A 21005-nucleotide genomic window follows, 5' to 3' on the forward strand; every position below is an offset into this window, starting at 1 on the left:
CCCGTAATCGGGACGACACCACGAGAGCGGAACGACCGAGTCGGAATATGACCGGTCGTTCACAGCGTCCTCGCTAGTGTTGCCTACCCGCACCATGAAGGCCGGATAGGACTTTTCAAAGGAACCACCAACCTGCCGAAGCAGGCCGGGGTATCAACATATCTGGCGTTGACTTTTGGCACGCTGTTGAGTTCTCAAGGAACGGACGCTTCCTTCGGTCCCGTTTCACCGGGGCCCTCCGGGCGCTTCCCTTCGTTCTTGCGTTTCCGACTCTATCAGACTCTTTCGTGTCCGATTCCCGGTCGAAGCGGGTTTCGCCTTTTAAGTTCTTCGCTTTCGCGTTTCCCTTTCCGGCGGTTCCAACCTTACCAGACTCATTTCGTTCCGTTTCCGGTCCGAATTTGATTCCGGCGGCCTGTTGGAGGGCCTTTGCCTTTTGGCGGAACCGACTTTATCAGAGATTCTGAGTCGGAATTCCCCGCCCCGTTCGAGTGCTCGCGTCGCACGAGTGCGCCCGGTGCTTCCCGGTCAGGCGGAGCCGTAAACGTACTGGAGCGGGGCGCCCCGATGCAAATCGAGGCGCCCCGCTCCGTGTTGGTGCTGGTCGGGGTCAGACCTCGACCACGACGGGAAGGATCATCGGGCGCCGGCGGTAGGTGTCGGAGACCCACTTGCCCACCGTGCGGCGGACCAGCTGCTGGAGCTGGTGCGGCTCCATCACGCCGTCCTGGGCGGACTTGTTGAGGGCGTCCTGCACCTTCGGGACGACGGCGCTGAACGCCGCGTCATCGATGCCGGAGCCGCGGGCCTGGATGTGGGGGCCGCCCACGATCTTGCCGGAAGAACTGTCGACCACGATGAAGACCGAGATGATGCCCTCGTCGCCGAGAATGCGGCGGTCCTTGAGGGAGGTCTCCGTGACATCGCCGACCGAGAGGCCGTCGACGTACACGTATCCCGCCTGGACCTTGCCGACGATCTTGGCCTTGCCGTCGACGAGGTCGACGACGACGCCGTCCTCGGCGATGACGATGTGGTCCTTGGGCACGCCCGTGAGAGCACCCAGCTCGGCGTTGGCCCTGAGGTGGCGCCATTCACCGTGGACCGGCATCAGGTTCTTCGGCTTGCAGATGTTGTAGAAGTACAGAAGCTCGCCGGCCGAGGCGTGGCCCGAGACGTGGACCTTGGCATTGCCCTTGTGGACGACGTTGGCGCCCCAGCGGGTCAGGCCGTTGATCACGCGGTAGACCGCGTTCTCGTTCCCCGGAATGAGCGACGACGCCAGGATGACCGTGTCACCCGGGACGATGCGGATCTGGTGATCGCGGTTGGCCATGCGGGACAGGGCCGCCATCGGCTCGCCCTGGGAACCCGTGCAGACCAGCACGACCTCGTCGTCCGGCAGGTCGTCGAGGGTCTTCACGTCCACGACGAGGCCCGCGGGGACCTTGAGGTAGCCGAGGTCACGGGCGATGCCCATGTTGCGGACCATCGAGCGGCCGACGAAGGCGACCCTGCGGCCGTACTCGTGGGCGGCGTCCAGGATCTGCTGAATGCGGTGCACGTGGCTGGCGAAGCTCGCCACGATGATCCGCTTCTGGGCGTTCGCGAAGACCGTGCGCAGGACATTGGAGATGTCCCGCTCAGGCGGTACGAAGCCCGGGACCTCGGCGTTCGTCGAGTCCGAGAGGAGAAGGTCGATGCCTTCCTCGCTCAGCCTGGCGAAGGCGTGCAGGTCGGTGAGCCGGCCGTCCAGCGGAAGCTGGTCCATCTTGAAGTCGCCCGTGGCGACGACCAGGCCGGCGGGGGTGCGGATGGCGACCGCGAGGGCGTCCGGGATGGAGTGGTTGACCGCGATGAACTCGCAGTCGAACGCGCCGATGCGCTCGCGCTGGCCCTCGGTGACCTCAAGGGTGTACGGACGGATCCGGTGCTCCTGGAGCTTCGCCTCGATCAGTGCGAGGGTCAGCTTGGAGCCGATGAGCGGGATGTCCGGCTTCAGGCGCAGCAGATACGGGACACCACCGATGTGGTCCTCGTGTCCGTGCGTGAGGACGATGCCCTCGATGTCGTCCAGACGGTCCCGGAGGATGGTGAAGTCCGGCAGGATCAGGTCGATACCCGGCTGCTCCTCCTCGGGGAAGAGGACGCCGCAGTCGACGATGAGCAGGCGGCCGCCGTACTCGAAGACCGTCATGTTGCGGCCGATCTCCCCGAGGCCGCCGAGCGGGGTTACGCGCAGGCCGCCCTTCGGGAGCTTCGGCGGGGTACCGAGTTCGGGATGCGGATGACTCAAAAGACTCTCCTTACCACGCACGCCACGTACCGCGGAGGGCACGTGGCGCGCATGTCATTCGTGCACTTGCTGTTGTCTGGGATGGTGCTGTCGCGAGTGTTCCTCGCGTATTCAGTTGTGAAGTCCGTGGTTAGAGCTCTACCCCACCGGCAGCCAGGTCGATCTTGAGCTGTGCCGTCTCCTGGGTGGTGAGTTCCACCAGGGGGAGGCGGAGCGGACCGGCCGGCAGGCCCTGCAGGGTGAGCGCGGCCTTGGTGGTGATCACGCCCTGCGTGCGGAACATCCCGGTGAAGACGGGGAGCAGCTTCTGGTGGATCTCCGTGGCCTTCTGGACGTCGCCGCCGAGGTGGGCCTCGATGAGGGCCCGCAGGTCGGGGGTGACGACGTGGCCGACCACCGAGACGAAACCAATGGCGCCGACCGAGAGCAGCGGGAGGTTCAGCATGTCGTCGCCGGAGTACCAGGCGAGGCCGGACTGGGCGATGGCCCAGCTGGCACGGCCCAGGTCGCCCTTGGCGTCCTTGTTGGCGACGATGCGGGGGTGCTCCGCGAGCCGTACGAGCGTCTCCGTGTCGATCGGCACACCGCTGCGGCCCGGAATGTCGTAGAGCATCACCGGGAGACCGGTGCCGTCCGCGATGGCGGTGAAGTGGCGCAGGAGCCCTTCCTGCGGCGGCTTGCTGTAGTACGGCGTGACGGCGAGGAGGCCGTGGGCGCCTGCGCGCTCCGCGGTGCGGGCCAGCCCGATGCTGTGCCGGGTGTCGTTGGTGCCGATGCCGGCGACGACGTGTGCCCGGTCTCCTACCGCTTCGAGTACAGCCCGTACGAGCTGGTCTTTCTCCGCGTCGCTGGTGGTCGGGGACTCACCGGTGGTGCCGTTGATGACCAGGCCGTCGTTGCCTGCGTCCACCAGGTGGACGGCGAGCCGCTGGGCACCCTCGAGGTCGAGTGCACCGTCCGCCGTGAAGGGCGTGACCATAGCGGTGAGGACCCGCCCGAAGGGGGTCTGCGGAGTGGAGATCGGAGCCATGGGTAACACGCTACTCGTTGCTCGGAGCGCCGTGTCCCCTCGGGGGGACGAGGAAGTGGAGCCCGGCACTGCCTGCTCGGGGGTTCAAGCAGTGCCGGGTCCGTTTGATCAGCCTAGATGAACTTCACGAAACGCCGCAATACGGACACCGCTTACGGGGCGACCCGTCCATTTTTGTTGAAGGCCGCATGAGTGAGCGGCATGAGCCGCGCCCAGTGGGCTTCCATCTGCTCGCCGACCATCTCGATCTCGCGCTGCGGGAAGGACGGGACCTTCGCCAGCTCGTGCTGGGTGCGCAGGCCGAGGAAGTGCATCAGCGAGCGGGCGTTGCACGTGGCGTACATCGACGAGAACAGGCCGACGGGGAGCACCGCCCGGGCGACCTCGCGGGCCACTCCTGCGGCGAGCATCTCCTGGTACGCCTCGTACGCCTGGCGGTAGGAGTCCTCCATGACACGGCTCGTCAGCTCGTGCTGCGCCTGGGTGCCCTCGACGAACTCGTACTTGCCGGGGCGGCCCTGCTGGATGAGCTTGCGGGACTCACCGGGGACGTAGAAGACCGGCTCCAGCTCCCTGTAGCGGCCCGATTCCTCGTTGTACGACCAGCCCACGCGGTGCCGCATGAACTCGCGGAACACGAAGATCGGGGCGCTGATGAAGAAGGTCATCGAGTTGTGCTCGAAGGGGCTGCCGTGGCGGTCCCGCATGAGGTAATTGATGAGCCCCTTGGAGCGCTCAGGGTCCTTGGTGACCTCTTCGAGGGACTGCTCACCGGCCGTGGAAACACGGGCGGCGAAGAGTACGTCGGAGTCACCGGCAGCGTGTTTCACCAGGTCAACGGTGACATCGCTGCGGAAGTGGGCCTTCGTGGGCTCGGGGGTCTCGCTCACCGGCGGGGGTCCTTCCAATTGCTTCGCTCGGGCGGCGTCCACTCTACGGGGACTCACTGACAGCGACGGCCGACCGTCCGTACGGGGAAATCTTCGAATGATTCGGCGATTCGGGGCACCGATCGGGGCTCCCGTACGTCTGACTCATTAGCAGCACCCGTCACATAGTTCAAGGAGAGCTTCCTCATGTTCCGCCGGCGTGAATCCGTCCCGTTCTCGTTCGTTGCCGAGGCCGACCGATTCCGCAGCAACGTCACTCCTCCGCCCCGTGAGCGGGCCAGCGTCTCCCAGCTGGCCGGCCGTTACCTCGTGGGGCTCGTCGTGGTCTCCGGTCTGGCCGGATCGCTCCTGTTCGGCCTTCCCGCCCTCGACAGCGACCGGAGCCCTTCACACAGCCAGAAATCCGAGGCGGCCCGGAGTCGCTGACTCGTACGGACCCCCTGGGGTGGTCCGGCCGGTGTCGTCCTCGGTAGCCTCACCGGGCACAGCAATCGAGCGTGCTTGTGAGTGAGGATCAGTCGTGCCCCTGCCCTTTCTGACGGCCGACCGCGCATTTGACGCGGGCGCAGAGGACATCGCGCTGCCGTTCGACGACCACGACAGCTGGCGGCGGCCGTACCGCCCGGGTCCGTGGCGGGTCGCGGCAGCGGCCACCCTGTTGTTGCTCGCCTCGTTCGTCCTGCTCGCGGGGCTGATCACCGCCGCGGCCGGAGAGCTTTCGGGGGCCGCGGTATGCCTCGTACTCGCCGCCGCGGTGATCACCTGCGCCCTGCGGCTGCTGCGTGTCGGTGCGTGGGTCAGCCGGCACGGTGTACGCCGCGTGGGGTTCTTCCGCACGACGACGGTGCGGTGGGATCGCGCGGCAGCCGTACGCACGGTCCAGCAGCCGGTGAAGTGGCTCGGGCTGCCGCGGACCGTGCAGGGGCAGGCGCTGATCGTGGTGCGTCAGGGCGGTGAGACGTTGCCTCCGCTGGTGACCGACCACAACGCGGACTTCCTGGGGCGCGCAGAGGCGTTCGAGCGGGCCACGGATGCGATCGAGGCTTGGGGCGACGAGTACCGGCAGGGTTAGGCCGGGGCCCGTCCGGCTGACGGTTCGCCCTCGATCGCCGGACGGGCTCGAAGTGACGTCCTCAGACGCCGGACGGGCTTGATTCGGTCCGGCTCGGGGAGGCGCGGTGCAGGGCGATGGCCCGTTGCATCGCTTTTCGTGCCCTTGGGGTGTCCCGGGCGTCCTGGTAGGCGACCGCCAGGCGGAACCAGCAGCGCCAGTCGTCAGGGGTGTCTTCGGTTTCCTCACGGCGGCGGGCGAACACGGCGTCCGCCGAGTCCCGGTCGATGCGGCCGGACGGGGTGCGGAGCAGTTCGTCGACCGGGAGGCCGCCCTGGGCTTCCAGTTCGGCGGCCAGCGCGTTCGCCCTGCGGACGAACTGCGTGTTCTTCCAGAGGAACCAGATTCCGATCACCGGCAGGATCAGGACCGCGACGCCGAAGGTGACCGTGAGCAGGGTGCCGTGCCGAATGAGCAGGAGGCCACGGCTGCCGACCAGGGCGAAGTAGAAGACCAGGACGGCAGCGGTGACGACGTAAGTGATCTTTGCGCGCATGGGGGGGCTCAGTCAGTTCAGGTCGAGGAAGTTTTCCAGGCCGAACGTGAGGCCGGGAGTGTTCACCACGCGTCGCGTACCGAGCAGGATGCCCGGCATGAAGCTGCTGTGGTGCAGGGAGTCGTGGCGGATGGTGAGGGTCTCGCCCTCGCCGCCGAGGAGGACCTCCTGGTGGGCGAGGAGGCCCCGGAGCCGGATGGCGTGGACGGGGACACCGTCGACGTTCGCGCCGCGTGCGCCGTCCAGGGCTGTGGTGGTGCCGTCCGGCTGAGGGGCCATACCGGCCCTCTCGCGGGCCGCCCCGATGAGCTGGGCGGTGCGGGTGGCGGTCCCGGAGGGTGCGTCGACCTTGTGCGGGTGGTGCAGCTCGATGACCTCGACGGATTCGAAGTAGCGGGCCGCCTGCTCCGCGAACTTCATCGTCAGGACGGCGCCGAGGGAGAAGTTCGGCGCGATGAGCACGCCGGTCTCCGGGGAGCCGTCGAGCCAGGTGTTGAGCTGCGCGAGCCGTTCGTCGGTCCAGCCGGTCGTTCCGACGACCGCGTGGATGCCGTGCCGGATGCAGAAGTCGAGGTTGCCCATCACCGATGCGGGGGTGGTGAGCTCGACGACCGCCTGGGCGCCGGCGTCCGCGAGGGTCTCCAGCTTGTCGCCGCGGCCCAGTGCGGCCACCAGCTCCATGTCGTCGGCGGCCTCGACGGCTCGTACCGCCTCGGAACCGATCCGTCCCTTGGCGCCGAGAACGGCCACGCGCAGCTTGCTCATGTGTCTGCTTCCTTACGAGGAGGGTTAGGAGACCGCTTCGTGCAGGCGGTCGGCCTGCTTGTCCTTGAGCGGACCGATGACGGAGAGCGAAGGACGGTGGCCCAGGACCTCGGCCGCCACCGCGCGGACGTCGTCCGGCGTGACCTCCGCGATCCGCGCCAGCATGTCGTCGACCGACATCTGCTCGCCCCAGCACAGCTCACTCTTGCCGATGCGGTTCATCAACGCGCCGGTGTCCTCCAGGCCGAGGACGGTGGAGCCGGAGAGCTGGCCGATGGCGCGGCCGATCTCCTCGTCGTCGAGACCGCCGGTCGCGACGCGGTCGAGCTCGTCGCGGCAGATCTTGAGGACGTCGTGGACCTGGCTGGGCCGGCAGCCCGCGTACACACCGAAGAGTCCGCAGTCGGCGAAGCCCGAGGTGTACGAGTACACGCTGTAGGCGAGGCCGCGCTTCTCCCGTACCTCCTGGAAGAGGCGGGAGGACATTCCGCCGCCCAGGGCGGTGTTCAGGACGCCCAGGGCCCAGCGACGCTCGTCCGTGCGGGCGAGGCCCGGCATGCCGAGGACGACGTGGGCCTGCTCGGTCTTCCGGTTCAGGTGCTCCACGCGGCCCGCGGTGCGCAGGGTGCGGGAGCCCTCGCGCGGCGCCATCGGGACGGCGTCGGTGCGGGACAGGGCACCGGCGCGCTCGAACGCCTTGCGGACCTGGCGTACGACCGTGGCGTGGTCGACGTTGCCCGCGGCGGCGACGACGAGGCGCGTGGGGTCGTAGTGCTTCTTGTAGAAGCGGGCGATCTGGCCGCGGCTCAGTCCGTTGACCGTGTCGACGGTGCCGAGGACCGGGCGGCCGAGGGGGGTGTCGCCGAGCATCGTGTGCGCGAACAGGTCGTGCACGCAGTCGCCCGGGTCGTCCTCGGTCATCGCGATCTCTTCGAGGATGACGCCGCGCTCGGCGTCGACGTCCTCGACGGCGATCAGTGAGCCGGTCAGCATGTCGCAGACGACGTCGATGGCCAGCGGCAGGTCCGTGTCGAGGACCCGTGCGTAGTAGCAGGTGTACTCCTTCGCCGTGAAGGCGTTCATCTCGCCGCCGACCGCGTCGATCGCGGACGAGATGTCGAGGGCACTGCGCCTGGCGGTGCCCTTGAAGAGGAGGTGCTCCAGGTAGTGGGTCGCGCCGTTCAGCGCGGGCGTCTCGTCACGTGATCCGACGTTGGCCCAGATGCCGAAGGTGGCGGAGCGTACGGAGGGCAGGGTCTCGGTGACGATCCGGAGACCGCCCGGGAGGACCGTACGGCGGACTGTGCCGATGCCGTTGGCGCCCTTGAGAAGCGTTTGGGTACGGGCGACGGCCCGCGCCTCCGAGGAGGTGCGGGCCGTCGTCACGGAACTACGGGACGTCACTTGTCGGTGTCGTCCTTCTCGTCGGCCTCTTCGCCCTCGATCACGGGGATGAGGGAGAGCTTGCCGCGGGAGTCGATCTCCGCGATCTCGACCTGGACCTTGGAGCCGACCGCGAGCACGTCCTCGACGTTCTCCACGCGCTTGCCACCGGCGAGCTTGCGGATCTGCGAGATGTGCAGCAGGCCGTCCTTGCCGGGCATGAGGGAGACGAAGGCACCGAAGGTGGTGGTCTTGACGACCGTACCCAGGTAACGCTCGCCGACCTCCGGCATGGTCGGGTTGGCGATCGCGTTGATCGTGGCGCGCGCGGCCTCGGCCTGCGAGCCCTGCTGGGCACCGATGTAGATGGTGCCGTCGTCCTCGATCGTGATGTCGGCGCCGGTGTCCTCCTGGATCTGGTTGATCATCTTGCCCTTCGGGCCGATGACCTCACCGATCTTGTCCACCGGGATCTTGACCGTGATGATCCGCGGGGCGTTCGGGGACATCTCGTCCGGGACGTCGATGGCCTCGTTCATGACGTCCAGGATGTGCAGACGCGCGTCACGGGCCTGCTTCAGCGCGGCGGCCAGGACCGAGGCGGGGATGCCGTCGAGCTTGGTGTCGAGCTGGAGCGCGGTGACGAAGGTCTTCGTACCGGCGACCTTGAAGTCCATGTCGCCGAAGGCGTCCTCCGCACCGAGGATGTCGGTGAGGGCGACGTAGTGCGTCTTGCCGTCGATCTCCTCGGAGATCAGACCCATGGCGATACCGGCGACGGCGGCCTTGAGGGGCACACCGGCGTTCAGCAGGGACATGGTGGAGGCGCAGACCGAGCCCATGGACGTCGAGCCGTTGGAGCCCAGCGCCTCGGAGACCTGGCGGATCGCGTAGGGGAAGTCCTCGCGCGACGGCAGCACCGGCACGATGGCGCGCTCGGCGAGCGCTCCGTGGCCGATCTCGCGGCGCTTGGGCGAGCCCACGCGGCCGGTCTCACCGACGGAGTACGGCGGGAAGTTGTAGTTGTGCATGTAGCGCTTGCGGGTCACCGGGGAAAGGGTGTCCAGCTGCTGCTCCATCCGGAGCATGTTCAGGGTGGTGACGCCCAGGATCTGGGTCTCGCCACGCTCGAACAGCGCCGAGCCGTGCACGCGCGGGATGGCCTCGACCTCGGCGGCCAGCGTACGGATGTCCGTGACGCCGCGGCCGTCGATGCGGACCTTGTCCTTGATGACGCGCTCGCGGACCAGCTTCTTGGTCAGCGCGCGGTAGGCACCCGAGATCTCCTTCTCGCGGCCTTCGAAGGCCGGGAGCAGCTTCTCGCCCGCGATCTCCTTGATGCGGTCCAGCTCCGCCTCGCGCTCCTGCTTGCCGGCGATGGTGAGCGCCTTGGCGAGCTCGGTGCTGACGGCGGCGGTGAGCGCCTGAAGGACGTCGTCCTGGTAGTCGAGGAAGACCGGGAACTCGCCCGTGGGCTTGGCAGCCTTGGCGGCGAGGTCGGACTGGGCCTTGCAGAGACCCTTGATGAAGGGCTTCGCGGCTTCCAGACCTGCGGCGACGATCTCCTCGGTGGGAGCCTCGGCACCGTCCTGGACGAGCTGGATGGTCTTCTCGGTGGCCTCGGCCTCGACCATCATGATCGCGACGTCGCCGTCCTCCAGGACGCGGCCCGCGACGACCATGTCGAAGACGGCGTCCTCGAGCTCGGTGTGCGTCGGGAAGGCGACCCACTGGCCCTTGATCAGGGCGACGCGGGTGGCGCCGATGGGGCCGGAGAAGGGCAGGCCCGCCAGGATCGTGGAGCAGGAGGCGGCGTTGATCGCGACCACGTCGTACAGGTGGTCGGGGTTGAGCGCCATGATCGTCTCGACGATCTGGATCTCGTTGCGCAGGCCCTTCTTGAAGGAGGGGCGCAGCGGGCGGTCGATCAGGCGGCAGGTGAGGATCGCGTCCTCGGAGGGCCGGCCCTCGCGGCGGAAGAAGGAGCCGGGGATCTTGCCGGCCGCGTACTGCCGCTCCTCGACGTCCACCGTGAGGGGGAAGAAGTCGAGCTGGTCCTTGGGCCTCTTGGAGGCGGTGGTGGCCGACAGCACCATGGTGTCGTCGTCCAGGTACGCAACGGCGGAACCGGCGGCCTGCTTGGCGAGGCGGCCCGTCTCGAAGCGAATCGTGCGGGTGCCGAAGGTTCCGTTGTCAATAACGGCCTCGGCGTAGTGGGTCTCGTTCTCCACTAGTGATTTCTCCATACTCGTCGTCTTTCGTCCTTCCGCCCGTGTGGCGGAGGGACGGTACGGAGAAGCGCTCCTTGAATGCGGGCCGGTCTTCGATCGAAGCACCCGGGCGTTGTCCCGGGGGCCACTACCGAGGACCGGCGGAGGCTGGAGGGCGCTCCTCCTCGTTCTGGTGTTGTGCGTCCAGGTTACTGAGCTTGACCCAGGTCCCGCACGTACAGCAAAAGGAGCGGCCCCCTAGAAGTGGGAACCGCTCCCTCTCACAGCGTCCTTACTTGGCGCCGCCGGCCGCACCGCGGCGGATGCCGAGGCGGTCGACGAGCGCACGGAAGCGCTGGATGTCCTTCTTGGCGAGGTACTGCAGAAGGCGGCGGCGCTGGCCGACCAGGATCAGCAGACCACGACGGGAGTGGTGGTCGTGCTTGTGCGTCTTGAGGTGCTCGGTCAGGTCCGAGATCCGGCGGGAGAGCATGGCAACCTGAACCTCGGGGGAACCGGTGTCGCCCTCCTTCTGCGCGAACTCGGTCATGATCTGCTTCTTCGTAACGGCGTCGAGCGGCACGCGGTACTCCTCTAGGTATTCGATGCGCCCACGAGTGCCCCTGGTCTTGTTCTCAGGGGAGCTTGTGTGACTCGGGAGCGAAGGTCCGATGAGCGCAGCTCCCAGAACGAACCAGGAACGCGTACACAAACGGCCACCAGTCAGAGTACCAGCCGTTCCGGAGCGCTTCGGACGCCCCTAGCTCGTCATCGCGCGGGCCCTGCTGAAGATGTCGAGCACGGCCAGGCAGAGCGGGACGAGGGAGAGGAGCAGAGCGCTCTCGGTGAGGTCGAGGAGGCGGCCCCAGAAGGGCGAGAGGCCCTTGCGCGGAATGATCAGGCCGATCGCGGTGAGCAGGGCGGCGCCCGCCGCCACTGCCGCGGAGAGCCAGATCGTACGGATGTCGAGGGATCCCCTGTCCCCGTACCGGGCGAGTTCGTACAGCAGGTCGGCCGGCGGGTTCAGGGAGAGGCCGAGGACCAGCAGGGCGATCGCGCCGATGCCCGCGACGAGGACGCACGCCACCTGCGAGGTGTAGCGGAAGAGGCGGGCGCGCAGCAGCATGGCGAGGCCGGAGGCGAGGGCGAGGATCTGGCCCCAGATGTTGTCGGAGAAGCCGAGCACGGCGGCCGAGCCGACGGCGACGGCCGCGCAGCCGCCGACCAGGCCGAGGAGCATCTCGTGGCCCCGGCGGGCCTGGGCGGCGATGCGCTCGGCGTCGACGGGCTCGCCGTCGGCCTCGGGGCCGTTGTTCGCGTCGGCGAAGCTGTCGTCGTAGCCGGCCGGCGCGGTGCGCGGGGAGGCGTATCCGATGGGGAGCCGGGCGAAGCGGGCGGAGAGCCCGGGCAGGAAGGCGACCAGTCCGAGGGCCACCGGGGCGCAGACGGCCGCGGTCTGTGTGGCGGACGCCTCGGTGAGGATCGCGACGAAGGTGGCGAGGGTGCCGACGGTGGCGAGGAAGGTGGCCGCGACGAAGGGCGCGTCCCCGCTGGGCGTCAGCGCGACCAGGACGACCGACGCGACCAGGACGGCGACGCAGCCGAGCAGGAACTGCAGGCGGCCGGGGCCCTGGCCCGCGTCCGGGCCGATGATGCCGGAGCCGGCGATGAGGACGAGCGGGAGTGCGCCGAGGCCGAGGGCGACTGCGGTGGCACGGTCCCCGTAGACCCGGGCGCGTACGCCGGCGAAGGCGGTCAGCAGCAGGCCCGCGGAACCGGCGATGATGCCGGGCAGACTGTGCATGTCGTGCCGCAGAGGGTCCGCGAACCAGAGCACGAAGCCCATGAGTACGAGCAGGAGGACGCCGCCGAGCAGCCCGGCGCCGCGCAGCAGTTCGTCGCTCCACAGGTGGCGGTCGCGGGTTACGGCCGAGGCGACGGCGTCCGAGACGTCGTCGAAGACGGCGGGCGGCAGCGACTGGGCGAACGGGCGCAGGCTGAGGAGTTCGCCGTCCAGGACCTGCTGGGCCGCCAGCGTGCGGGCGCCGTCGAGGACGGTTCCGTCGCGGCGTACGAGGTGGTAGCCGGTGGGTGTTCCGGCCGCCTGGGTCTGGCCCGTGAGGCGCAGGATCTCCGGGTAGACGTCGGCGACGGCGATGTCTTCCGGAAGGGCGACATCGATCCGGCTGTCGGGCGCCACGACAGTGACGCGGCAGAAACCCGTCGCTGCGGTCGTACTCACGTGTCTGGTCCCCCTGATTCGCGGTTGCGCACAGTGCGCGCGCCACCCTACCGGGAGGGGGGCCGGTGATCTGCAAGTAGGATCACCGTCGCGCGGAGGGAAGTCCGCGCGAACGCAGCCACGGGGGCGTCGGTGCGGACCAGACCGGCCTTCCGCCCGTCCGTATTGAGGGATTGATGTTCCGGTGAGCCAGATCGTCGTGAAACGACCTCCGCGGTCTCTGCCGCCGGAAGTACCCGGGGACGAGTTGACGTTGGAGGCCCCTCCCGAACTGCCGCGCGGGCAGCAGGAGGGCATGCTGATGCAGATCCTGCCGGTGCTCGGCATGGGTTCGTCGGTGGTGTTCTTCTTCTCGCCGCAGGCGCCGCCGTTCATGCGGATCATGGGCGTCCTGATGCTCGTGTCGACCGTCGGAATGGTGGTCGCCCAGCTGGTCCGCCACCGTCGCGGTACGCAGGGGCAAATGGCGGATGTGCGGCGCGACTACCTCAAATACCTTGCGCAGACGCGGCGTACGGTCCGCAGGACCGCCCGGTCGCAGCGTGACGTACAGCTGTATCTGCACCCCGCGCCCGAACAGTTGTGGTCGGTGGTCGCGGAGGGCAGCCGGGTCTGGGAACGGCGTGTGGGCGACAAGGACTTCGCCCATGTGCGGGTCGGGCTCGGCGCTCAGCAGCTGGCGACCCCGCTGATCGCTCCCGAGACCGCTCCGGTGGACGAGCTTGAGCCGATGTGCGCGGGTGCGATGCAGCAGTTCCTCGCGGTGCACGGGTCGTTGGACGGGCTGCCGATGGCCGTCTCGATGCGGGCCTTCTACCACGTGACGGTCTCCGGGCAGCCGGAGGCGGCGCAGTCCACGGCCCGGTCGCTGGTGGCACAGCTGGTGACGCTGCACTCCCCCGAGGATCTGCTGGTCGCCGTGGTGGCGGCCCCCGGTGCCGTGGCGCGCTGGGACTGGACGAAGTGGCTGCCGCACACGCAGGTGCGCGGGCAGGTCGACGGCGCCGGTACCAAGCGGCTGTTCGGCGACGACCTGGGTGAGCTGGAGCAGTTGCTCGCGAACCGTCTCGAAGGGCGGCCGCGCTTCGGCCGGGAGAGCCAGCCGGTACTGGACCAGCCGCACATCGTGGTGGTCCTGGACGGCGGAATGGTGCCGCCGGACTCGCTGTTCGCGGCGGCCGAGGGCCTTCAGGGCGTGACGATCGTCGAGGTGGTGCCCGGCGAGCTGGACGAGCCGCGCGGCGGTCTCTCGGTCGTGGTGCGGCCGGGTCTGCTGCGGCTCGAGTCCGGCGCCGGACTCGCGTACGAGGGTGTGCCTGACGGGATCTCGCTGCCGGCCGCCGAGGCACTGGCCCGGCAGCTCGCGCCTCTCATGATGGGTGGGGGCGACGACGACGAACCGCTGCTCGCCAACCTGGACTTCACGGATCTGCTGAACCTGGGTGACGCGGCCTCGGTGGACGTGGCACGCACCTGGCGGCCCCGCTCGGTCTCGGAGCGGCTCCGGGTGCCGATCGGTGTCGGCGAGGACGGCCAGCCGGTGATGCTGGACCTCAAGGAGGCCGCGCAGGAGGGCATGGGTCCGCACGGACTGTGTGTCGGCGCGACGGGTTCCGGCAAGTCGGAGCTGCTGCGGACGCTCGTGCTGGGTCTCGCGGTCACGCACTCATCGGAGACGCTCAACTTCGTGCTCGCCGACTTCAAGGGCGGTGCGACGTTCGCCGGTATGTCACACATGCCGCACGTGGCCGCGGTCATCACCAACCTCTCGGACGACCTGACGCTGGTCGACCGCATGGGGGACGCGATCCGCGGTGAGCTGCAGCGGCGGCAGGAGCTGCTGCGCTCGGCGGGCAACTACGCCAACATCCACGACTACGAGAAGGCGCGGGCCGCCGGTGCCGCGCTCGAACCGCTGGCCTCGCTGGTCCTGGTCATCGACGAGTTCTCCGAACTCCTCACCGCCAAGCCTGACTTCATCGACATGTTCATCCAGATCGGCCGGATCGGCCGCTCCCTGGGTGTGCATCTGCTGCTCGCCTCGCAGCGTCTGGAGGAGGGCAAGCTGCGCGGTCTGGACACCTACCTCTCGTACCGGATCGGTCTGCGGACCTTCTCGGCGGCGGAGTCGCGCACGGCGCTGGGTGTGCCGGACGCCTACCACCTGCCTTCGGTGCCCGGTTCCGGCTATCTGAAGTTCGGTACGGACGAGATGACCCGCTTCAAGGCGGCGTACGTGTCGGGGGCGTACCGCACGGGCGGTCCCGATCTCTCGGTGGGGCAGCTGCCGGTCGAGCGGCGGCCCGCGGTGTTCAGTGCCGCTCCGGTGCCGGTGGTGTACGCGGCTCCGGACCCGGCGCATCTGGCGGCCGCCCGTTCGGAGGCCGACGAGGACGCGCTCGCCGACACGGTGCTCGACGTGATCGTGCGGCGCCTGGAGGGTCAGGGGGTGCCGGCCCACCAGGTGTGGCTGCCGCCGCTGGACCAGGCGCCGACGCTGGACCAGTTGCTGCCGGGGCTCGCGCCGACCGCGGACCGCGGGTTCACGGCGACCGAGTACACGAGGCCCGGTGGGCTGACGGTTCCGCTCGGCCTGATCGACAAGCCCTTCGAGCAGCGGCGCGAGGTGCTGTACCGGGACTTCTCGGGTGCGGCGGGCCACATGATGGTCGTCGGCGGTCCGCAGTCCGGCAAGTCCACGATAATGCGGGCGCTGATCTCCTCGTTCGCGCTCACGCACACCCCGCACGAGGTGCAGTTCTACGGGCTGGACTTCGGCGGTGGCGGTCTCGTCTCGCTGGCGGAACTGCCGCACGTCGGCGGGATGGCCTCACGGCTCGACCCCGAGCGGGTGCGGCGTACGGTCGCCGAGGTGGCCGGGGTGCTCAACCGGCGCGAGGAGTTCTTCCGGGCGCACTCCATCGACTCCATCGCCACCTACCGGCGCAAGCGCGCCCTGGGTGAGCTGCCCGGTGAGGCGTGGGGCGACGTGTTCCTGGTCATCGACGGCTGGGGCGGCTTCCGCGCCGAGTACGAGATGCTGGAGCAGACGGTCACGGACATCGCCTCGCGCGGTCTCGGTTACGGCATCCACGTGGTCATCACCGCGGCCCGTTACATGGAGGTCCGGGCGGCGCTGAAGGACCAGATCCTGAGCCGGCTCGAACTGCGGCTCGGCGATGTCATGGACTCGGAGTTCGACCGCAAGGTCGCGGTGAACGTACCGCCAGGCGTCCCGGGGCGCGGGCAGGTGCCGGAGAAGCTGCACTTCATGGGCGCTCTGCCGCGTATCGACTCGGTCAGCAGCGGCGCGGACCTCTCCGAGGGCACGGCCGCGTTCGTCGCCACGGTGCGGGCGAACTGGTCGGGCCCCGCCGCGCCGACCGTGCGGCTGCTGCCGCGCAAGCTGCCCGCGGACCAGCTGCCGAAGGGCTTCGAGTTCCCGGAGCGGGGCATCGCGATCGGGATCGACGAGACCGCGCTGGAGCCGGTGTTCGTCGACTTCGAGACGGACCCGTTCTTCCTGATCTTCGGTGAGAGCGAGTCCGGCAAGACGAACCTGCTGCGGCTGATCGCCAAGCAGATCGCGGAGCGTTACTCCCCCGACGAGGCCAAGCTCGTCGTCGGGGACTACCGGCGGGCCCTGCTCGGTGCGCTGCCCGAGTCGCATCTGCTGGAGTACGCGCCGATGGCGAGCTCCATGCAGATGCACATGGAGGCGCTGGCAGGGGTGTTCTCCCGTCGCCAGCCGCCGACGGACGTGACTCCGCAGCAGCTGCGGGACCGCAGCTGGTGGAGCGGTCCGCAGATCTTCATCATCGTCGACGACTACGACCTGGTGGCGACGAACGCGGGCAACCCCCTGGCTCCGCTGGCGGAGTACCTGCCGTTCGCCCGGGACACCGGCGTCCGCTTCATCATCGCGCGCAACTCCGCGGGGGCGTCGAGGTCGATGTACGAGGGGTTCATGCAGCGGATCAAGGAACTGGGTGCGCAGGGCGTCGTGCTGTCCGGCGACCCGTCCGAGGGCGATCTGATCGGTTCGGTACGCGGGCACGCGATGCCGCCGGGGCGCGGTTACTTCGCCTCGCGCAGGCGCGGGACCCCGCTGGTGCAGATCGGGCGGCTGCCCGAGCAGCACTGAGGGCCGGGGCTTCGCGGGTGACATTCCGGTCCGGCCCCCGGCGGCGGGGCGGACCGGGGATAATCGGCGCGCGGGACATGTACTTGGATCCACCGGCGAAGGATGCGATCCCTCGCGGGAGAGGAAAGGCGTCTGATGGGCAGTCAGCAGGAGAAGGACGAGCTGTACGCACTGGACATCTCGGGGGTGGAGTGGCTGGGCGCCCCCGGCACGGAGGAGGCCGAGGAGCGCGTCGAGATCGCTCATCTGCCGGGCGGGGCCGTGGCGATGCGGTCGTCTCTGGACCCGGAGACCGTGCTGCGGTACACCGAGGCCGAGTGGACCGCCTTCGTACTGGGCGCGCGTGACGGCGAGTTCGACCTGAAGTAGGGCGACTCCCGCGACGGGAACGACGAAGAGGGGCGCGCTCCGCCGAGCGCGCCCCTCTTGTGTGTACGAACGGGTGGGTCAGTACGACTCGGTGAACAGGCGCGAAGCCTTGACGTCCGTGGAGCGGTAGCTGTCCTTGCCGGTCTCGATGATCTTCGCGACCTGCTCCAGCCGGTCCTTCATGTGGTCGGCCTTGCCCTTGTACTTGCCCTGGAGCGTGATGTACTCCGCGTGGGCGTCACCGTCCCAGGTGTCGGTGACGACCTTGAGGGCGGCGTCCATCTCCGCGAGGTCCTTGATGATGTTGCGCGACACCACACGGATGCGGTTCGCCATCTCCTGGACGCTCTCGTACCTGACCTTGGTGTTCGGATCCCCAGCCATCAGTCTTCTCCTCTGTGCTCAGCGTGTACGTGGAAGGGTGCCGCGGCGCGGCTCAGACGCCGTTCAGTCCGGACGTGTTGCCCGAGGACGCCGGCGCCTTCACGGCGTTGAAGGCCGCGCGGACCTCGTCGTCGTTGGCGTTGCTGAGGTTCTTGGTCTGGCTCACGGCGTTGAGGAGCACATTGAGCAGCCGGCGGATCTCGTCGTGGTCCTCGTTGATCACGATCTGCGCGGACGAGAATCCCGAAGCACCCACACCGGTCCAGCCCGCGCTCACCGTCGCGAGGATGTCGGCCAGCTCCCTGGCCTGCTTGGACACCGCCTCGGCGGTGTCGATGATCTTGTTCTTCGCCTGGACGATCGGATCGTCGGCAAGTCCGAAACCACCTGCGGGATTGGTCATCCGGAGGTCCTATCTCTCAGTTCCCGGGCCTGTCCGCAGGTCGCGGTCAGGCTTCTTCATGCCCCCGTGTGCTCCGGATACGGAGTGGGGTAAGCGCGGGGTCCTCGAAGCGCGCGGCGGCGTTCCCGTCCGCCTGCATCGGACTCGACCACTTCTCGTTCCCCCGTCACACACGTGAAGTCTGCTACCACCCTAGTCACTTCATCATCTCGCCCCAACTGGGGTTTCCCGGGAGAGAGGTACTTCACTGGGCAGCGCTGTCCCGCAAACCGCGCCGCCGCCGGACATCACGGACGACGGTCGCGGCCCCGGCCACGACGGAGACCAGAACGGCCGCCAGGGCCAGCGCGTAGGTGGCGTAGCGCTCGCTGCGCTCCTGCGACGTCTCGGACATCGCCAGGTGCGCGGGCTCCGGGGCCTGCGCCCTGGGCGGCGGGGCGTCGGGGTGCGCCGCGTCCAGCGGTACGTCGTCCTCGTCGCCGGCCAGGGCGCGGACCGGATCGACCACGCCCCAGCCGACGAAGTCGTCGTGACCGGTGATGGACCGCTCGGCGGTCTGCTCGATGCGGGCGACGATCTGCGCGGCCGTCCAGGTGGGGTACTTGGCCTTGAGGAGGGCGGCGACCCCGGCGACGTACGGCGCGGAGAAGCTGGTGCCGTTGTCGGCGCACTGGCCGTTGCCGGGGACGGTCGAGACGATGTCGACGCCCGGGGCGGCGACGCCGACGAATGTTCCGGCCTGCGAGAACGCCGCGCGTTCGTTGTTGCGGTCGGAGGCGGCGACGGCGAGTACGCCGTCGAAGGCTGCCGGATACGTCGTCTTCCGCTTGCCGTCCATGCCGTCGTTGCCCGCTGAGGCGACGACGACGACGTCCTTCGCCAGTGCCCTGGCCACGGCTCTGCCCAGGTCGGAGGTCGCGGCCAGCGGCTTGGTGGTGTCCTGCGAGATGTTGATGACGTCGGCGCCCTTGGCGATCGCGTGGTCGATCGCGGTGGCCATCGTGGTGTCCTTGCCGCTGTTCTTCTCGTCGTTCTGCCGGATCGGGATGATCGTGGACTCGGGGGCCAGTCCGACGAATCCGGTGCCCTTGCGGGGGCGGGCGGCGATGATGCCGGCGACCTTGGTGCCGTGACCGACCTCGTCGGCCGTGCCGTCGCCCTTGGGGCTGAGGAGATCACGGCCTGCGGAGGCGTCGACGGCGGTTCTGAGCTGCGGGTTGGCGTTGTCCACCCCGGTGTCGATGACCGCGACGCGGACGCCCTTGCCCCTGGAGTCCTGCCAGAGTTCGTCGAGCAGGACGCGCTGGAGCGACCAGGGCCTGCCCTCGAACTGCTTCTTCATCGGGAAGGTGCATTCGCCGCTGCCGCTGATGCCGAGGCCGCCCGGCTCCCCGGTCCCCGTGTCCGCGTACGCGGCCTGCGGCGACGCGAGTGCGGCCAGTGCGGCCGTGGCCGCCGTCAGCAGCGCGGTCTTCCGGTACAACATCTGTTCCTCTCCCCCGAGTCCGTGATCCCACTGCGAACGAGGCGGTTACGAGCCCTGGGGCTGCCGGGCGCTGTTGGTGTCGAGCCGGGGGCCCTTGGACAGGAACTCCGACCAGGCGATCGGTACGAGGGAGGGCATGACCTTCTCGTAACCGAGCCGGATCTGTGCCTGGCTCGCCTCGGGGCGGCCGTCGCCCTGGCCCTGCTGGTCGCCGGTGCCGATGTCGGACTGCTGGGCGTCACTGTCGCCGTTCGCCTGGACCGCGTACCGCAGTCCGGTGTCGGTGACCAGGAAGAGCGAGCCGTCGGGGCTGGTCTGCCGGCCCTGGACCTGGGTGTAGAGCAGTCCGCTGCCGGGGGTGACGTAGGTGCTGGTGCCTCCGGCGTTGATCGCGGCCGGGTACTCCGTACCGGCCCAGACGCTCAGCGTCGTACGGCCCTTGTCGTCCACCTTGCGCAGCACGCTGCAGACGGTGTCCCTGCCACCGCCCGACGCCGCGTTGACCTGTTCGGCCTTGTGGGCGGGCCAGCGTGCGGCCTGGCCCGCGAAGGTCTCGCCGTCCGGGACGAAGTCCTGGAGTCCGACGGCGCGGGCCTCGCTGTCGAGGTTCAGGGACGCGGTCTGCGGGGAGTTGATCAGCAGCCAGGCGGTGAACTCGGAGATCGGCTGGACCTTGCCCTCCAGCACCACGTAGTGCTGGGTGCCGTTGCCGGTCTCGGTCCTGAGCACCATGCCGACCTTGTTCTCCTCGGCGGAGAGCTGGCCCTGGATGTGCGCGGGTGCGCCGACCGTGCCGGGGATCCGCGGGAAGACGACCGGGCTGCCGTCGTGCAGGGTGGCGAGCCAGTCGTCGGTGACGGGCTGCGGAAGGCTGCTGCCGACCAGGGCGTTGGTCAGATGGCCGTTGTCGGTGGTGCTCTCGTTGACGCGGTACCTGGTGCCGCTCGCGTCGACGAGGTAGCGGGTCCTGTCCTGGCCCTGGACGTAGAGCACCTGGCCGCCGCCGAGCTGCTTCTTTCCCTCGGTCAGTTTCAGGTCCCGCTCGGCGAAGACGAAGGCCGCCTTCTGCACGGTGTTGCCCTTGCCGCCGGGCTGTTCGCAGACGGCCCAGCGCTTGGCGGTGCCCGCGTCCTTCGGCTCGGGGAGCCGGTCGGGGGCGTACGGGATGCCGAGGATCGGTCCGCGCGGCGGCTTGCCCGCGTCCAGGATGTCGTCGCCGACCTGGACCACGTCGAACTGCTGCGGGGTGAGGAGCAGCCGGGCCGATGCGAGGTTCAGCACGGGGTGGAGCAGCGTCTTCCTGTCCTTGCCCTTGCCCGTGCTGAGCACCACGTAACGGGTGGTGGACTTCTTGCCGACGATCACCTTGGTGCCGGGCTTGTCCCAGCCCTTGGGAGCGGTCGGCTTGAACATGCCCCAGGCGCCGAATCCCGCGAGGATCAGCGCACCGACGATCAGGCTCGGGACGACGGCCCGCAGGGGACGGGGTGCCCCCTCCTCGGTTCCGGTGGGCGACGGTTGGAGGAAGGCCGCCACCGTGCGCTTCTTCGCAAAGGTGTACGCGTTGAGCTCATCCCGCCGTGATGCCATGAGTCTGTCTGTCTCCCGTGTCTCCCCGCGCGGCCCAGGAGCGGACGCATCCCCGCCCCCTGTGCCGGACCCCGGATGCCGGACCCTGGTGCCGGACCGGCCCCCTACTATGCCTGCTGATCGTGTGTGCCCGTGGGCCGGGTAGGGTGATCCAGCCGCCGAAGCCCCGGCGGGGCAGGGGCGATCGGGTGGAGTTGGGCCTTATG

17 protein-coding genes are annotated in these 21005 nt (G+C 68.9%); 4 read left to right on the plus strand and 13 right to left on the minus strand.

Going from position 1 to position 21005, the window contains the following annotated elements; all coding sequences use genetic code 11:
- Nucleotides 1-610 precede the first annotated feature (610 nt).
- The 3 genes from ACFWSK_RS06365 to thyX form a co-directional block, all read right to left on the minus strand.
- Nucleotides 611-2296 carry a ribonuclease J gene (locus ACFWSK_RS06365; RefSeq protein ID WP_383782618.1) on the minus strand — a complete coding sequence of 562 codons (1686 nt, stop codon included), beginning with the start codon at nt 2294-2296 and terminating at the stop codon, nt 611-613.
- 130 nt (nt 2297-2426) lie between these two features.
- The gene (dapA, locus tag ACFWSK_RS06370) at nt 2427-3326 is read right to left on the minus strand and encodes a 4-hydroxy-tetrahydrodipicolinate synthase (RefSeq protein ID WP_383782620.1); all 900 of its coding nucleotides are present in this window, start codon (nt 3324-3326) and stop codon (nt 2427-2429) included.
- Nucleotides 3327-3478: 152 nt separating this feature from the next.
- Complete coding sequence (gene thyX, locus ACFWSK_RS06375) at nt 3479-4216, minus strand: FAD-dependent thymidylate synthase (protein WP_383782622.1); 738 nt, start codon at nt 4214-4216, stop codon at nt 3479-3481.
- Nucleotides 4217-4402: 186 nt separating this feature from the next.
- Between thyX and ACFWSK_RS06380 the strand changes: the two genes are divergently transcribed.
- A complete protein-coding gene (locus ACFWSK_RS06380; RefSeq protein ID WP_383782624.1) occupies nt 4403-4642 on the plus strand; it encodes a hypothetical protein in 240 nt (79 codons plus the stop codon).
- Between the two features lie 94 nt (nt 4643-4736).
- A complete protein-coding gene (locus ACFWSK_RS06385; RefSeq protein ID WP_383782626.1) occupies nt 4737-5288 on the plus strand; it encodes a hypothetical protein in 552 nt (183 codons plus the stop codon).
- A 61-nt stretch (nt 5289-5349) separates the two neighbouring features.
- Here ACFWSK_RS06385 and ACFWSK_RS06390 read toward each other — a convergent pair whose 3' ends face one another.
- The 6 genes from ACFWSK_RS06390 to eccD all read right to left on the minus strand — a co-directional run bounded on the left by ACFWSK_RS06390 (nt 5350) and on the right by eccD (nt 12423).
- Nucleotides 5350-5823 carry a hypothetical protein gene (locus tag ACFWSK_RS06390; protein WP_383782628.1) on the minus strand — a complete coding sequence of 158 codons (474 nt, stop codon included), beginning with the start codon at nt 5821-5823 and terminating at the stop codon, nt 5350-5352.
- Nucleotides 5824-5835: 12 nt separating this feature from the next.
- Nucleotides 5836-6588, minus strand: a complete 753-nt coding sequence (gene dapB, locus ACFWSK_RS06395; RefSeq protein ID WP_383782630.1) for a 4-hydroxy-tetrahydrodipicolinate reductase — start codon at nt 6586-6588, stop codon at nt 5836-5838.
- A 24-nt stretch (nt 6589-6612) separates the two neighbouring features.
- A complete protein-coding gene (locus ACFWSK_RS06400; protein ID WP_383782632.1) occupies nt 6613-7992 on the minus strand; it encodes a M16 family metallopeptidase in 1380 nt (459 codons plus the stop codon).
- Nucleotides 7989-10202, minus strand: a complete 2214-nt coding sequence (locus ACFWSK_RS06405; protein WP_383782925.1) for a polyribonucleotide nucleotidyltransferase — start codon at nt 10200-10202, stop codon at nt 7989-7991. Before ACFWSK_RS06405 ends, ACFWSK_RS06400 begins: the two co-directional genes overlap by 4 nt.
- A 271-nt stretch (nt 10203-10473) precedes the next feature.
- Nucleotides 10474-10764 (minus strand): 30S ribosomal protein S15, encoded by a 291-nt coding sequence (gene rpsO / locus ACFWSK_RS06410; RefSeq protein WP_328906178.1) that lies wholly within the window; start codon nt 10762-10764, stop codon nt 10474-10476.
- A 177-nt stretch (nt 10765-10941) separates the two neighbouring features.
- On the minus strand, nt 10942-12423 hold the full coding sequence (gene eccD / locus ACFWSK_RS06415) for a type VII secretion integral membrane protein EccD (RefSeq protein ID WP_383782634.1): 1482 nt from the start codon (nt 12421-12423) through the stop codon (nt 10942-10944).
- 184 nt (nt 12424-12607) lie between these two features.
- Here eccD and eccCa point away from each other — a divergent pair, with 184 nt between their 5' ends.
- On the plus strand, nt 12608-16567 hold the full coding sequence (eccCa, locus tag ACFWSK_RS06420) for a type VII secretion protein EccCa (protein ID WP_383782636.1): 3960 nt from the start codon (nt 12608-12610) through the stop codon (nt 16565-16567).
- Nucleotides 16568-16702: 135 nt separating this feature from the next.
- The gene (locus tag ACFWSK_RS06425; protein ID WP_383782638.1) at nt 16703-16936 is read left to right on the plus strand and encodes a DUF397 domain-containing protein; all 234 of its coding nucleotides are present in this window, start codon (nt 16703-16705) and stop codon (nt 16934-16936) included.
- Between the two features lie 78 nt (nt 16937-17014).
- Here the strand turns inward: ACFWSK_RS06425 and ACFWSK_RS06430 are convergent, their stop codons facing one another.
- From ACFWSK_RS06430 to eccB, 4 genes are all read right to left on the minus strand, one after another.
- Nucleotides 17015-17320, minus strand: a complete 306-nt coding sequence (locus ACFWSK_RS06430) for a WXG100 family type VII secretion target (protein ID WP_382739984.1) — start codon at nt 17318-17320, stop codon at nt 17015-17017.
- Between the two features lie 52 nt (nt 17321-17372).
- Entirely contained in the window at nt 17373-17723 is a 351-nt protein-coding gene (locus tag ACFWSK_RS06435; protein WP_328906173.1) for a hypothetical protein, read from the minus strand.
- A 244-nt stretch (nt 17724-17967) separates the two neighbouring features.
- Nucleotides 17968-19209 (minus strand): type VII secretion-associated serine protease mycosin, encoded by a 1242-nt coding sequence (mycP, locus tag ACFWSK_RS06440; RefSeq protein ID WP_383782640.1) that lies wholly within the window; start codon nt 19207-19209, stop codon nt 17968-17970.
- Between the two features lie 45 nt (nt 19210-19254).
- Complete coding sequence (gene eccB, locus ACFWSK_RS06445) at nt 19255-20799, minus strand: type VII secretion protein EccB (RefSeq protein WP_383782642.1); 1545 nt, start codon at nt 20797-20799, stop codon at nt 19255-19257.
- Nucleotides 20800-21005: the final 206 nt, after the last annotated feature.

This window comes from Streptomyces sp. NPDC058620 (genome assembly GCF_042717135.1).
Lineage (GTDB): Bacteria > Actinomycetota > Actinomycetes > Streptomycetales > Streptomycetaceae > Streptomyces.